At 49.9% G+C, this 14,109-nt stretch carries 13 protein-coding genes; 6 read left to right on the top strand and 7 right to left on the bottom strand.

What is annotated here, in order from left to right:
• Positions 1 to 11: 11 nt before the first annotated feature.
• Together ACQY8X_RS19050 and ampD are read right to left on the bottom strand one after the other, a co-directional pair.
• Positions 12 to 863 carry a hypothetical protein gene (locus ACQY8X_RS19050; protein ID WP_428036714.1) on the bottom strand — a complete coding sequence of 284 codons (852 nt, stop codon included), beginning with the start codon at positions 861 to 863 and terminating at the stop codon, positions 12 to 14.
• On the bottom strand, positions 860 to 1,438 hold the full coding sequence (ampD, locus tag ACQY8X_RS19045) for a 1,6-anhydro-N-acetylmuramyl-L-alanine amidase AmpD (RefSeq protein ID WP_428036713.1): 579 nt from the start codon (positions 1,436 to 1,438) through the stop codon (positions 860 to 862). The genes ACQY8X_RS19050 and ampD overlap by 4 nt, the downstream gene beginning before the upstream one ends.
• 163 nt (positions 1,439 to 1,601) lie before the next feature.
• On the opposite strand from ampD, the gene nadC reads away from it, so the two are divergent.
• A complete protein-coding gene (gene nadC / locus ACQY8X_RS19040; protein ID WP_428036712.1) occupies positions 1,602 to 2,447 on the top strand; it encodes a carboxylating nicotinate-nucleotide diphosphorylase in 846 nt (281 codons plus the stop codon).
• A gap of 257 nt (positions 2,448 to 2,704) precedes the next feature.
• Here nadC and ACQY8X_RS19035 read toward each other — a convergent pair whose 3' ends face one another.
• Both ACQY8X_RS19035 and ACQY8X_RS19030 read right to left on the bottom strand, forming a co-directional pair.
• Entirely contained in the window at positions 2,705 to 3,064 is a 360-nt protein-coding gene (locus tag ACQY8X_RS19035) for a hypothetical protein (protein WP_428036711.1), read from the bottom strand.
• A 53-nt stretch (positions 3,065 to 3,117) separates the two neighbouring features.
• The gene (locus ACQY8X_RS19030; RefSeq protein WP_428036710.1) at positions 3,118 to 3,609 is read right to left on the bottom strand and encodes a pilin; all 492 of its coding nucleotides are present in this window, start codon (positions 3,607 to 3,609) and stop codon (positions 3,118 to 3,120) included.
• Positions 3,610 to 4,001: 392 nt separating this feature from the next.
• On the opposite strand from ACQY8X_RS19030, the gene pilB reads away from it, so the two are divergent.
• From pilB to yacG, 5 genes are read left to right on the top strand one after another with little or no spacing between them, the layout of a single operon-like run.
• Positions 4,002 to 5,720 (top strand): type IV-A pilus assembly ATPase PilB, encoded by a 1,719-nt coding sequence (pilB, locus tag ACQY8X_RS19025; protein ID WP_428036709.1) that lies wholly within the window; start codon positions 4,002 to 4,004, stop codon positions 5,718 to 5,720.
• A 60-nt stretch (positions 5,721 to 5,780) separates the two neighbouring features.
• Positions 5,781 to 7,007, top strand: a complete 1,227-nt coding sequence (locus tag ACQY8X_RS19020) for a type II secretion system F family protein (RefSeq protein ID WP_428036708.1) — start codon at positions 5,781 to 5,783, stop codon at positions 7,005 to 7,007.
• Between the two features lie 41 nt (positions 7,008 to 7,048).
• On the top strand, positions 7,049 to 7,939 hold the full coding sequence (locus tag ACQY8X_RS19015) for a prepilin peptidase (protein ID WP_428036707.1): 891 nt from the start codon (positions 7,049 to 7,051) through the stop codon (positions 7,937 to 7,939).
• Positions 7,940 to 7,980: 41 nt separating this feature from the next.
• Positions 7,981 to 8,598: a dephospho-CoA kinase gene (gene coaE / locus ACQY8X_RS19010; RefSeq protein WP_428036706.1), complete on the top strand. Its 618-nt coding sequence runs from the start codon at positions 7,981 to 7,983 to the stop codon at positions 8,596 to 8,598.
• Positions 8,591 to 8,830, top strand: coding sequence for a DNA gyrase inhibitor YacG (gene yacG, locus ACQY8X_RS19005; RefSeq protein ID WP_428036705.1), 240 nt, complete (start codon positions 8,591 to 8,593; stop codon positions 8,828 to 8,830). Before coaE ends, yacG begins: the two co-directional genes overlap by 8 nt.
• A 366-nt stretch (positions 8,831 to 9,196) precedes the next feature.
• On the opposite strand, the gene ACQY8X_RS19000 is transcribed toward yacG, so the two are convergent.
• The 3 genes from ACQY8X_RS19000 to secA form a co-directional block, all read right to left on the bottom strand.
• A complete protein-coding gene (locus ACQY8X_RS19000; RefSeq protein ID WP_428036704.1) occupies positions 9,197 to 10,129 on the bottom strand; it encodes a Nudix family hydrolase in 933 nt (310 codons plus the stop codon).
• Positions 10,130 to 10,170: 41 nt separating this feature from the next.
• Positions 10,171 to 11,388 (bottom strand): bifunctional glutamate N-acetyltransferase/amino-acid acetyltransferase ArgJ, encoded by a 1,218-nt coding sequence (argJ, locus tag ACQY8X_RS18995; RefSeq protein ID WP_428036703.1) that lies wholly within the window; start codon positions 11,386 to 11,388, stop codon positions 10,171 to 10,173.
• Positions 11,389 to 11,535: 147 nt separating this feature from the next.
• The coding region (gene secA, locus ACQY8X_RS18990) for a preprotein translocase subunit SecA (protein ID WP_428036702.1) at positions 11,536 to 14,109 on the bottom strand (2,574 nt) is incomplete at its 5' end.

Here is a 14,109-nt window from a genome sequence, read left to right as displayed (position 1 = left end):
AGCTATCAAGATTAATAAAGCGGCGTCTCAACCCCCAGCATCGTTAGCACGCCAAAGACAATTAGCCAAAGAATCGCTGCTCGACGGATCAATCGGTTGAGACTGATAATCTCCTCCGCACCATGATGACGGAACTCGTCAGTACTACAATCCCCGCCCGAGTGATATTGCTTATAACTCTCCTCCCCAATTGCGGCGAGGGCGATCCGGAAGAGCCAGTCGCTGATATCTGAATCTTTAATTTGAGCATCATTCAACTGACTGTAGGCACTGACACCATTGCCGACGACGAAAAAACTAAACCCCAGCAACCGGGCGGGCACCCAGAGAACCCATTTCGCAACACTTAGCAATTTTTTTGTGCGCCTATGCTGAAGTTGCCAAACTGCCCACAAAGCGAGAAATAAGCCAGGTATCCCCAACAGGACAAACCAGAACAATACAGCAAAAAAACCGCTGAGCGAGAGATAGAGATATTGCTGACAAATGGCATAGTGTGCCGACTGGCAATCGGTGACATTATCGGTGCGGCTAAGACCAAGCAAGCCGGCCAACCGTAACCAGGATGCCTGGAAATCCCCCCGGCACCAGTCGTTATAATACTTCCCGGTAAGGTCATCACTGGGGGACCAGTTTTCCAGGTAGAGGTAAAGAGCCACCAGTTCAATCGCCAGAATAATGATGCCAAATTCCCAACGGAAAAACTGCAACAGCAGGATTTCGAGAACCACCATATAGAGGATCAGCATCATCCAGTGCAGTGAACTCTGGGGAATAGCAGCCTGAGCCAGCCGGACCAATCGCTGAGGGCGTCGCTTAAAACGGCCCAACATCATTAACAGCATCACTGCCAGAAACTTCATCCTTGCATCTCCTGCGTCAAAAGGCGATAAAAATAGTCCCGGTTAAATGCCGGACCGGGGTCTGTTTTACGTTGCGGCGCAATATCAGAATGGCCAGTGATCTGCTCTGTCCTCATCTGAGGATAGTGACCAATCAATGCAGCCGCCACCCTCGCCAGTTGCAGATACTGTTGTTCGGTATATGGCGTGGTATCAGTACCTTCCAGTTCAATACCGATTGAGAAGTCATTACAGTTATCGATACCACAATAGACTGATTGTCCTGCGTGCCAGGCGCGCTGATCAAAGGCGACAAACTGCACTATATGGCCGCTACGCTCAATTAACAGATGTGCCGACACCTGTAATTCTGCAATCGTTGCAAAATAGGGATGAGCATTGATATCCAGTCGATTAAGAAAAAAGTCTTTGATATAGCCACCACCAAACCTGGCCGGTGGCAGACTTATATTGTGTATCACCAACAGGCTCGGCTCACACGCCTGAGGTCGCTGATTAAAATTCGGCGATGGGCAGTGCTCTGCACCACAAAGCCAGCCCTCATCTATCCCGAAGATCTCGTTAAGTTGCGTCATTTTTCCTCTAACAGTGACTACTTTACCCAGCGGCTTTCCGTTAAAATACCGGGCTTGGTGTGGCCATTAAAACAGTCCTTGATAGTACCACGCCATTCATTGCAGACAAGCTATCAGCACATTCACCACAAATGATAGCGAAAGACTTTTACACGGAGCCCCTATGGCCAACACCCAACTGCTCAGAGATATCCCCGCTACCGTCCGAACCGCCCTGGCGGAAGATATCGGTGACGGTGATATCACCGCCCGACTGATTCCGGCAGAACAACAGGCCAAGGCCCGGGTAATCAGCCGTGAAGATGCGGTTATCTGCGGTGTTGAATGGGTCAATGAGGTATTCCGTCAGGTGGATGATAACGTCCGGGTCAACTGGCTGGTCAGCGATGGTGACAATGTTGCCGCCAATCAGGCTCTGTTTGAATTAGAGGGGCCCGCCCGTTCACTGCTCACAGGCGAGCGCAGCGCGCTTAACTTTTTGCAAACGCTGTCGGCCACCGCCACGATAAGCGCCTACTATGCGTCGCTGGTTGAAGGCACCGGAGTGAAGCTGCTGGATACCCGTAAAACAATTCCTGGGCTACGCAATGCACAGAAATACGCAGTCACCTGCGGCGGCTGTTATAACCACCGAATCGGCCTCTATGATGCATTTCTGATCAAGGAAAACCATATAATGGCCTGTGGATCAATTGCAAACGCGATCACCACCGCCAAGCGCAACGAGCCGGGCAAACCGGTAGAAGTGGAAGTGGAATCCTTTGAAGAGCTGCAACAGGCGCTGGATGCCAACGCCGACATCGTCATGCTGGATAACTTCGATCATGCAGGCCTGCGCCTGGCGGTGCAGAAGAACAAAGAACACCCGACACCAGCTAAACTGGAAGCCTCCGGTGGTATTGATGAAAGCACCCTGAGAAGCATTGCCGAAACCGGTGTGGACTACATCTCTATAGGCCTGCTGACCAAAGATTGTAAAGCGGTTGATCTGTCAATGCGGTTTATCTGAGCACTGCAACAGATCATTATCAGAGAAAGAAATAATCCGCCTGTCTGTGCGGATTTTTTATGTTCAGAACGGTCTATTGATTCCAATATAGAAAGAATAACAATAAAACTCTCGTACTCACTTTGAGTAACAACCCTGCAAACTATCTGTTGATTTACTCAAAAAAGCCTGAATTTGAATAATTACCCGGCTTTTAATGACGGAGCTTTTGCTCTCGGTGCTTTTAATTACAGAGCTTTGAATTGCCGTGCTTTCAATTATGGTGCTTTGCGCCGGCAATCCGCTGCGCCAATCAGTTCCCACTCATCACTTTTCTGAATCTGCAGGATATCGTACACCTCAACTACGGTTTTATTAACGTTATGCTTCCAGAGAATCTGACAGATCTCTTTGGCACTGTCATTGCGCTTTTCACCCCCTTCACGGGGCAGCATACCGATCGCCAGAATACCGCCATCTGACCACCATACCGGGGTCGCAGGGTATTTATCCGGCTGAGCCGCCAGATCCGCTTCAACCACAGCTCGCTTTTCAATAGGCAACGGCTGTTCATAGAGATAGTAGGTGACTGCTGCGGTGATAGCGATCAGGATAAGGAAGATTGTTTTCTTGTTCATAATTGAATAACAAAAAGGGAGCTCGAAGCTCCCTTAATAAGTTTCAGCCTATATTAAGGAGAAAAAGTACCAGTTGGAGCTGTAGAGTAATCAGTACTACAAGATCCTGGCAAATACTTCAGCATAGTAGCGCTAGAACCACCACAACGCCACTGGAATACAGTTGATCCAAGAGATGCTGCAGTTAATACAGCTGTAGAAGTAGCCATTGGCTCAAGATATACAAAACCACCGGTTACTAGATTAGTTGATACCCTAACTGCACCGTTAGCTGTGGTAGAAATACTATCGACATACTGTGTGGTTGCTGTACTAGATTCACATCCCCAGTTACCTGCTGCAGGCGCAGTCAAAGAGGTTTGATACTTCTCAGTAATTGTAGTTCGACAAGAACTTGCCGCCAAGGTCACCTCTGCCATTTTTGCTTTCATTGTGTAGTCTTGATAAGCAGGCAGCGCGATCGCGGCCAGAATACCGATAATCGCCACAACGATCATCAATTCGATCAGGGTAAAACCCTGCTGTTTTTTAATAGTGTTTTTCATTAGTTATCTCTCCAGCGAGTAAAGTATTCATCATCAATCCCTGCTCCGAACGACTCTTTCCCTTGCCTTAGGGCCCATCTTCCATGCTCCATACGAGCCAGATACAGATAGTAACCTATTTTTTATGGCAGTCCAGTGACCTGAAGCAAGCGTCTGTTGATTCTCAAACCGACCGATAGATGTTACTTTACAAATAGATAATAATACAAGGCAGTTTAGGTTAAAGGTAAGATCTTATTCTTTACAACTTTTCACTAGACTCCTGAGTAAAAGAGCCGCCTGTACTAAGAAGAGATGAAGGATAACAGCTTTAGCTATACAAATTCAGGCCGCCAACTTAAGCTATCATTTCTGTCGCCGATATCAACAGATAAAAATGGATTCTCTGAATAATGAGCGTACAACCCTTTCAGCCGCTAAGTGGTCTGGCACGACGACTGGTTAATGACGGTGTGTTTTCATCCGATGTTGCCATGGACGCCCTGAAAACAGCCCGCAAGGACAATAAGCCCTTTATCGCACATATTATTGAAAACCGCCTGGTGAGTGCCTATCGGGCGGCCGCAGCCGCGGCCGACGAGTTCGGCATGCCCCTGTTTGATCTCGATGTCATCGATATTGAAGCACTGCCTCAGGGCCTGGTAGATGAGAAGCTGATCACCAAGCACCATGCCCTGCCGCTGATCAAGCGGGAGAACCGCCTCTATGTGGCGATTTCTGACCCTACCAATATTCAGGCACTGGATGAGTTTAAGTTTCATACCGGAACCACCACAGAAGGGGTGATCGTTGAAGAAGACAAGCTCTCCCATCTGATCGACACCTTCCTTGATGAACAGAACTCCGCCCTTGATGGTCTTGAAGATGCCGACCTGGACAACCTTGAGATCGATGAAGGCATCAACGAGCAACAGGAAGACAATGGCGAGGAGGCAGCAAACGATGCGCCCATTGTACGCTTCGTCAACAAGATACTATTGGATGCGATCAAAAATGGCGCTTCAGATATCCATTTTGAGCCGTATGAAAAATCCTACCGTATTCGCTGTCGTATCGACGGGATATTGCAGGAAGTTGCCAAACCCCCTTCTAACCTTGCCTCCAGGCTCTGTGCCCGCCTGAAAGTAATGTCGCAAATGGATATCTCTGAACGGCGAATACCCCAGGATGGTCGGATCAAGATGAAGATCTCAAAGAACCGCGCCATCGACTTCCGGGTTAACACCCTGCCCACTCTCTGGGGGGAGAAAGTAGTACTGCGTATTCTTGACCCGACCAGTGCGCAGATGGGGATCGAAGCACTGGGGTATGACGAAGATCAGAAAGAGCTGTTTATGCAAACACTGCATAAACCTCAGGGGATGATTCTGGTGACCGGTCCTACCGGTAGTGGTAAAACCGTTTCGCTCTATACCGGTCTGAATATTCTTAACACTGTTGAACGTAATATCTCCACCGCAGAAGATCCGGTAGAGATCAACCTGGAGGGAATTAACCAGGTCCATGTAAACAATAAAGTGGGACTCACTTTCGCTGAGGCGCTGCGTTCGTTCCTGCGTCAGGACCCTGATGTGGTGATGGTGGGTGAGATCCGTGACCTGGAAACCGCCGAGATCGCTATCAAAGCAGCCCAGACCGGCCATATGGTGCTGTCTACCCTGCATACCAACAGTGCCGCCGAAACACTCACCCGACTACGCAATATGGGAGTTCCGGCCTTTAATATTGCCACCTCTGTGTCTATGATTATTGCCCAGCGGCTGGGAAGAAGACTGTGCAGCGCATGTAAAAAACCTGCCACCATTCCTGAAGCTACACTACTGGAAGAGGGCTTTACCCCAGCACAGATTAGCGCCGGGTTAAATCTGTTTGAGCATAACCCTGAAGGATGCAATAAATGCAATAAGGGTTATAAAGGTCGGGTCGGTGTCTATGAAACCATGGCGATGACCCCGGAAATAGCACAGGTGATCATGGACAATGGATCATCCCTGGATATTCTGGCAACCGCAAAGCAGCAGGGGTTCCGCTCTCTCAGACAGTCAGGCCTGCGTAAAGTAATCCAGGGCGTTACCAGCCTGGAAGAGATGAACCGGGTTATAAAATTGTAAACCGCGGCTTGTCAGACTGATTATTAAAAGATTCTAAACCTGTAATACGGAAACAACCGGATGGCTAAGAAAGCAGCAAACAAAACGCCCCTCACCTTTAACTGGGAAGGTAAAGATAAGAGCGGTAATGCCAGCAAAGGGGCGATTAACGCTGAAAATCTCGCCGAAGCCAAAGCGATGCTGCGCAAGCAGGGGATTATGCCCAAAAAGGTTCGTAAACAGAGCTACAGCATGTTTAGCAACCATAATAAGCCAATCAAACCACTGGATATTGCCCTGTTTACCCGCCAGACAGCCACCATGCTAAAATCAGGGGTGCCGCTGCTACAGGGCTTTGATATTGTTGCTAACGGTATCGAAAAGCAGAAGATGAAACAGGTCATATACGATCTGAAAAACGATGTCAGTGGCGGTACCAACTTTGCCAAAGCCCTGGAGCGCCATCCTAAGTATTTTGATAATTTGTACTGCAACCTGGTCCATGCAGGTGAAAGCTCCGGCTCACTGGAAACCATGTTGGACCGGATCGCTACCTATAAAGAAAAAATGGAGACCCTTAAAAAGAAGATCAAGAAAGCCCTTACCTATCCTATTGCGGTAATTGTCATCGGTCTGGTAGTGTCCGCCATTCTTTTGATCAAGGTAGTCCCCCAGTTTGAAAGTGTATTCTCCAGCTTCGGCGCCGATCTGCCCGCCTTCACCCTGTTTGTTGTTGGCCTGTCGAAAATAGCACAGGACTGGTGGTTTATAGCATTGATTGCGATTGTGGTCGCTGGTTTTGCCTTTACTAAGGCCCATGAAAAATCACAGAATTTCAGGGAATGGCTCGATCGTACCGTGCTGAAACTTCCTATTATCGGACAGGTTCTACATAATTCCGCTATTGCCCGATTTGCCCGAACCCTGGCCACCACCTTTGCCGCTGGTGTCCCTCTGGTCGATGCTCTGGACTCTGCAGCGGGCGCTTCCGGTAATGTGGTCTACGAAAAGGCGATTATGCAGATCAAGAACGGCGTTTCTACCGGGCAATCACTGCAAAACGCCGTCATCATGACTGGACTGTTTCCGGCGATGGCTACTCAGATGATCGCCATCGGTGAAGAGGCGGGCTCCCTTGAGATGATGCTCGATAAAGTTGCCAGCTACTATGAGGAGGAGGTGGATAACGCCGTTGACAATCTCTCAACCCTGATCGAGCCGATGATCATGGCGATTCTGGGTATTCTGGTGGGTGGTCTGGTTATCGCCATGTACCTGCCGATCTTCCAGCTGGGGAATGTAGTCTGATGCACAAAGCTGTAAGCACTGACTGAGAAAACCTAGATACTATGATGTTCGAATTGATTGAAGCCAATATCTGGTTATCGCTCTCACTGACCTTTGTTTTCGCACTGATGGTAGGCAGTTTTCTCAATGTGGTTATTCACAGGCTACCGCTGATGATGGAGCGGGAATGGCAGTTGATGGCAGCTGAAGCGGCTGAAGTAAGAGTTCCGGAGGCACAGGAAACACCCGCAGAGCCTTCCACCCCCTTCAACCTTGCCCAACCCGCCTCAACCTGCCCCAACTGTGGCCACCTGATCCGCTGGTATGAAAATATTCCGCTCATCAGCTATTGTCTGATTCTGGGCGGAAAGTGCAGCAGCTGTAAAACCAGCATCTCGTTGCGCTATCCGCTGATTGAGCTGATTACTGCAGTGATATCAGGTTTTATCGTCTGGCAGTTCGGTTTTAACCCGATCGCTTTTGGCATTGTTTTCTTTAGCTGGTGCCTGATCACACTCACCGCTATCGATATCGATCATCAGCTGTTGCCGGATAAAATCACCCTGCCGCTGCTCTGGATCGGCCTGATACTGAATAGTTTCGGCTATTTCACTACCCTTCCCTCCGCTCTATGGGGAGCAGTTTTTGGCTACCTCTCGCTCTGGTCTGTATTCTGGCTGTTTAAACTAGTCACCGGCAAAGAGGGGATGGGCTATGGTGACTTTAAACTACTGGCCGCCTTGGGAGCATGGACGGGAGCGGATATGCTGCCTCTGATTATTCTGACCTCATCGCTGATTGGCGCAATAGTCGGTGGTTTGATGATTATATTTAATCGGCACGAGTCACAAACGCCAATCCCATTCGGCCCCTATCTGGCAGGTGCAGGCTGGGTCGCCCTGTTGTGGGGTGATGATCTTACCGGCTGGTATCTGCAGTTACTCAACATCTGATAAACGGCCAGTTTCATAAGCGATTAAAATGAGATAATTTTATGTTTGTAGTAGGACTGACTGGCGGCATTGGCAGTGGCAAATCAGCCGTATCCAAACTCTTTGAGCAAATGGCGATAACCGTGATTGATGCAGATCAGGTTGCCCGTGAGGTGGTTGAGCCAGGGGAACCGGCGCTGGATAAAATTACCCTAAGGTTTGGCAGTGAGATTTTACTCGCCGATGGCCAGTTGGATCGTAAAGCTTTGCGGAAAATCGTTTTTGAAACACCTGCCCAACGGGACTGGCTGGAGCAGCTGCTTCACCCGCTGATCAGAGACCGTATTCTGCTGAAACTGGATCAGTCAGACTCAGAATATGCTATTCTGGCCTCTCCACTGCTACTGGAAACAGATCAGCACCTGCTGGTTAACCATATTGTGGTGGTTGATGTAGATGAAGCAACGCAGATCAGTCGCACCGTAGCACGAGACAGTACCGATACCGAACAGGTCAAAGCGATTATTGCAGCACAGATAAGCCGTGATCAACGCATCATTAAAGCAGATGATCTGATCGATAACAGTGGTTCAGTAGACGCACTCACACCGCTGGTAGAACAGTTACATAAGAAGTTCCTGGATAAAGCAAAACAGGAACGGGAGTCCGATCTTGGCTAACAATCCTCAGAAGAAAAAGCCCCTGGTTGCATGCCCCACCTGCGGTAAAGAGCAGGAATGGAGCAGCGATAACCTGTTCAGACCATTTTGCAGTGAGCGCTGCAAGATGATTGATCTGGGTGCCTGGGCATCCGAAGAGTATCAGATCCCTGCGGAGCCCAGCATGGATGACTACAGCAGTAGCTTTGAGGACAGTGAAAGCGCAGATTACCTGGACCGGCCGCTACACTGATTACATGAGCGCTGCGGGGGCCCGGAGGTTAATTGTTTTATTTATGAGCGGTTTCACCACAGAGTTCACCGGGAAAAGCCGCTTGATTACCCTTTCTGGTAAAATTGTTTCATCGACCCGACAAGGGGCTCTTAACAGGGAAAATATCTTCGCAGAAGAAACATTAGGATGCCCTTTGGTCGTGCCGCTAAAGATTTATTCAGCCGCATACTAAAAGGCCTGTTACGAAGGCATCGAGAATTTCTGATAACAGCTCTTCTCCGCGCCCTCTATGTCCTCTGCGGTAAAATGCCTCTTTAAGGCCCACTACCCAGAAGACCACTCAAAGCAGTACCCGCTCTGGTGACACTTCCAGGGTGAATAAGCTCAACAAAAACAGCTTATCGCCGCTATCCCCTGTCCACCTGCCAAGATTGCTCGTTCAAGATCATCCATTAAAACTCCGCCCAGCGCATAAACAGGCAGAGAGGATTCATTCGCCAAACGTTCATACTCATCCCAGCCCATCGGGACAACCTCGGGATGACTTGAAGTTTTTTGCACCGGCGAGAGGGTAATATAATCCACGCCAACCTGCTCGGCATGGCGAATCTGTTCTACATTGTGACAGGAAGCACCCAGCCAGTGCCCCCTGAACTGTTCGCGACTGTCCAGTTGCATCAGCCTGTCTGAACTCAAGTGAAGACCTGACACTGCAGCGCGATTGGCAGCCTCAATCGCACCATTCCATAGTATCAACAACTCAGGAAAGGTCTCAGACAATTGCTGATAGAGGCTTAACTGCTCAATCTCACTCAGATGCTTAGCCCGCAACATCAGCGCCTGAGCGCCCTGTTGAAGCGCTTTAGTGATAAATCCGCTGTACTGCTCAGGCTGTAACCGGGGAGTGATCGCTAACGCATTCGGTAACAACAGTGCGCTGACAATCGGTTTGTTCGCTGCCGGAAACTGATAAGCGCTCAGTTCGTTAAGCTTAACCCAGTTAAGCGGCTGCCCTTCCCGCCCATACGCCTCGCCACTGAAGCGGTTTACCCGAAACACATCCAGCAATACCGATTTATCGGGATAATGATAGGGAACCTGGATAAGTGGTGAAGTGGCAGACTGGTCAATGGTAATCCCCAGCTCCTCCAGAAGTTCTCTGGCTAGCGCGCTACGTACATCTTCGCCAGGTTCAACCTTGCCACCGGGAAACTCCCACAAGCCACCCTGATGCTGCGCTTTATCGCGCAGCGCCAGAAGCAACTCACCGGATTCATTGAAGATAGCCGCTGCCGCGACATGGATTAGTCTGGACAAAACCTATTCCCAGCCAACACTATCGGTTGGCTATAATCTGATCAGGAACGATAGTCAGCATTGATCGCAACATAATCCTTACTAAGATCAGTGGTCCAGACCGTTTCCTGCTTATCGCCACGATTAAGGATAATACGGATGGTAATCTCCTCACGACTCATCACTGCCTGACCTGCCGCTTCAGTATAACTGGCAGCACGGCCACCGTTTTCAACGATGCAGGCCTCGCCCAGCCAGATCTGCAGCGTATCAACATCCAGATTATCGATACCCGCATAACCGACAGCAGCCAGTATCCGGCCCCAGTTAGGGTCACTGGCAAACAGCGCGGTTTTAACCAGTGGCGAATGAGCGACTGCGTAGGCCGTTTTCAGTGCTTCTGCAGAACTGGCGGCCTGTTCAACACTGATAGTAACGAACTTGGTAGCACCTTCACCATCACGGATGATCGCCTGAGCCAACTCAAGCAATGTTTTATCCACAGCTTCACTGAACTGAGCCAGAAGCTCGGCATTGTCCTCAGTAACCTCAACACCACTGGCGCCGGTCGCCACCAGAATGCAGGAATCATTGGTAGAGGTATCACCATCAATAGTAATCCGGTTGAATGACTGGTCTGCCGCACGGCTTAACAGCGATTGCAGCAGCACAGGCTCAACCTTAGCATCCGTTGCAATATAGGCCAGCATGGTTGCCATATTGGGCTTAATCATACCCGCGCCTTTAGAGATACCGGTGAGGGTAATAACCTGCCCCTGATACTCCAGCTGCATCGAATAGGCTTTTGGCCGGGTATCGGTGGTCATAATACCGCTCGCCGCTTCCAGCCAGCCATTATCCGCAAGAGCATCAAAAGCCGCGGGAACTGCAGCGATAATGCGCTCTTTAGGCAGTTTTTCACCGATAACACCGGTCGAGAATGGCAAAATCTGAGCAACCGTTACACCAGCCTGATCAGCTACCGCCTGACAGACATCCAGCGCGTCCTGATAACCCTCTTTACCGGTGCCGGCATTGGCATTACCGGTATTGATGATCAGATAGGATGGCATCCCCTGTTGCAGGTGCGTTTTACAAATTCTGACAGGAGCAGCGCAAAACTGATTCAGGGTGAAAACGCCTGCGGCGCTGGCACCTGCGGCCAGCTCCATGAGAACCAGGTCTTTCCGGCCAGGCTTTTTAACGCCGGCAGAAGTGGTGCCTATTCGAAAACCTGCAACCGGGTGCAGCGTTGGAAGCGTGCCGGGACCTACCGCCATTACAGACTCCTTAATCTTATCTTCAATCGATAGAAAAAAAGAAAGCAGCTTCGCTGCTTTCTCTGTGTTAATCAATAGCCAAATCAGGGTAAAACAATAAAAATTTCACCTTAGAAAAGGCATGCTTTCAGTATTCCGCTGCTGACTTCAGCTCAGCTTACCGTGACACTGCTTATACTTTTTACCAGAACCGCAGGGGCAGGGATCATTACGGCCCACTTTCTTTCCTTCCCGCACAAAAGGTTCCACGCCAGCAACCTCGTCATTATCAGCGCCAGATTCTTCTGCCCCCAGTGCAGAGGATTCAGCATGCTGAAAATTCATCTGCTGCTGAGCTGCCTGTTCACGTCGGAGACGCTCCATCTCTTCTATCTCTTCTGGCTGGCGCACCTGAACGTGACTGAGAATCTTAATCACATCGGTCTTAATATTCTCCAGCAGCTGCTCAAACAGGATAAAGGATTCACGCTTATACTCCTGCTTGGGGTTTTTTTGCGCATAGCCACGCAGGTGAATACCCTGACGCAGCATATCCATCGATTGCAGATGCTCTTTCCACAGCGTATCCAGCACCTGCAGCATCACCTGTTTCTCGAACAGGCGCATATTTTCTACGCCAACGATAGCGGCTTTGGCCTGATAGTCTTCAACAATATCCCGCAAAATGCGTTCACGCAGGGACTCTTCATGGAGCGTATCATCTTTATCCAGCCATTCTTGTATCGGCATTTCCAGACCAAACTCAGACTGCAGATGTTTTTCCAGACCGGGGATATCCCACTGCTCTTCCAGGCTCTGTGGCTTGATATAATCACTAATCGCATTATCCACCACCTCAGCACGCACCGCCTCAATGGTTTCGGAAATATCATTGGTGGCCATCAATTCGTTACGCTGATCATAGACCGCACGACGCTGATCGTTGGCGACATCATCATATTCCAGCAGCTGCTTACGGATATCGTAGTTGCGGCCTTCAACTTTACGCTGGGCTTTCTCAATCGCATTGGAGACCATCTTATGCTCGATTGCCTCCCCCTTCTCCATCCCCAGGGCTTTCATAAACTGACGCACCCGGTCGGACGCAAAGATGCGCATCAGATCATCTTCCAGTGACAGGAAGAAACGGGACGAGCCGTTATCACCCTGGCGACCGGCACGACCCCGCAACTGATTATCAATACGGCGTGACTCATGACGTTCCGTACCGATAATATGCAGACCACCCGCTTCAAGCACTGCATCATGGCGCGCCTGCCACTCTGCTTTAGCGGCAGCAATTTGCTCCTCAGTCGGATTTTCCAGCCCTTCAAGAACCGACTCGAACTTACCGCCGAGCACGATATCGGTACCACGACCGGCCATATTGGTCGCAATTGTCACCGCTCCGGCACGGCCCGCATCAGCGATAATACCGGCTTCTTTACCGTGATTCTTGGCGTTCAATACATTATGAGGCAGCTTTTTCTTTTTCAGAAAAGCAGAGATCAGTTCTGAGGACTCAACCGAGGCAGTACCTACCAGCACCGGACGTTTTTCCTCAACACAGTGTTCTATCTCTTTCAGGATCGCCTCGTATTTCTCCTCAATGGTGAGAAATACCAGATCGTTGTAGTCGATACGGGCAACCGGCACGTTGGTTGGGATAACCACAACATCCAGACCGTAGATCTGGTTAAGCTCGAACGCCTCAGTATCTGCGGTACCGGTCATACCGGAGAGTTTTTCATACAGACGGAAATAGTTCTGGAAAGTTGTCGACGCGAGAGTCTGGCTTTCCTGATTGATATGGACGCCCTCTTTCGCCTCCACCGCCTGATGTAAGCCTTCAGACCAGCGACGACCCGGCATAATACGCCCGGTATGCTCATCGACGATAACCACCTGATCATCCTGAATGATGTAATCCACATCCCGCTGAAACAAGTTATGCGCCCGCAATGCGGCCAGCACATGATGAAGCAGGCTCAGATTCTGCGGCGCGTAGAGACTTTCACCCTCACCCAGAATTCCCTCTTTGGCCAGCATATCTTCAATACGCTGATGTCCACGTTCAGTCAGTTCAACGGTACGGTTTTTTTCATCAACGGCAAAGTCACCATCGATCTCTTCCGAGCTCTTGGGATCGATTTCACCTTCATATTTTTCCAGCGCAGGGATCAGCGTATTCATGCGCCGATACATCTCTGAGCTGTCCTCTGCGGCACCCGATATAATCAGTGGTGTACGCGCTTCATCAATAAGGATGGAGTCAACCTCATCCACAACGGAGAAGTAGAAGTCACGCTGCACTTTATCCTCTACGCTGAACGCCATATTGTCGCGCAGATAATCAAAACCAAACTCGTTGTTAGTACCGTAAGTAATATCAGCATGGTAAGCGTCGCGCTTAGTCTGCGGGTCCTGACCCGACAACACCACACCCACGCTCAGCCCCAGAAACTCATACAGCGGACGCATCCACTCCGCATCACGGCTTGCCAGATAGTCGTTGACGGTGACAACATGCACCCCCCGTCCAGCCAGCGCATTAAGATAGACCGGCAGTGTCGCCACCAGGGTTTTACCCTCACCGGTACGCATCTCTGCCACTTTACCTTCATGCAGGGTGATACCACCGATCATCTGCACATCGAAGTGACGCATCCCCATCACCCGCCGGGACGCTTCACGCACAACGGCAAACGCTTCCGGAAGAATCGCATCAAGGGATTCGCCCTG

It is taken from the genome of Amphritea sp., assembly GCF_050300915.1.
Taxonomy (GTDB): Bacteria; Pseudomonadota; Gammaproteobacteria; order Pseudomonadales; family Balneatricaceae; genus Amphritea.
This window is presented reverse-complemented; position numbering and strand designations above follow the sequence as displayed.

Bases quoted from the DNA above. Each gene is read 5' to 3' on its own strand.
- ACQY8X_RS19050 (WP_428036714.1), bottom strand. From the start codon at position 863: ATGAAGTTTCTGGCAGTGATGCTGTTAATGATGTTGGGCCGTTTTAAG.
- ampD (WP_428036713.1), bottom strand. From the start codon at position 1,438: ATGACGCAACTTAACGAGATCTTCGGGATAGATGAGGGCTGGCTTTGT.
- nadC (WP_428036712.1), top strand. From the start codon at position 1,602: ATGGCCAACACCCAACTGCTCAGAGATATCCCCGCTACCGTCCGAACC.
- ACQY8X_RS19035 (WP_428036711.1), bottom strand. From the start codon at position 3,064: ATGAACAAGAAAACAATCTTCCTTATCCTGATCGCTATCACCGCAGCA.
- ACQY8X_RS19030 (WP_428036710.1), bottom strand. From the start codon at position 3,609: ATGAAAAACACTATTAAAAAACAGCAGGGTTTTACCCTGATCGAATTG.
- pilB (WP_428036709.1), top strand. From the start codon at position 4,002: ATGAGCGTACAACCCTTTCAGCCGCTAAGTGGTCTGGCACGACGACTG.
- ACQY8X_RS19020 (WP_428036708.1), top strand. From the start codon at position 5,781: ATGGCTAAGAAAGCAGCAAACAAAACGCCCCTCACCTTTAACTGGGAA.
- ACQY8X_RS19015 (WP_428036707.1), top strand. From the start codon at position 7,049: ATGATGTTCGAATTGATTGAAGCCAATATCTGGTTATCGCTCTCACTG.
- coaE (WP_428036706.1), top strand. From the start codon at position 7,981: ATGTTTGTAGTAGGACTGACTGGCGGCATTGGCAGTGGCAAATCAGCC.
- argJ (WP_428036703.1), bottom strand. From the start codon at position 11,388: ATGGCGGTAGGTCCCGGCACGCTTCCAACGCTGCACCCGGTTGCAGGT.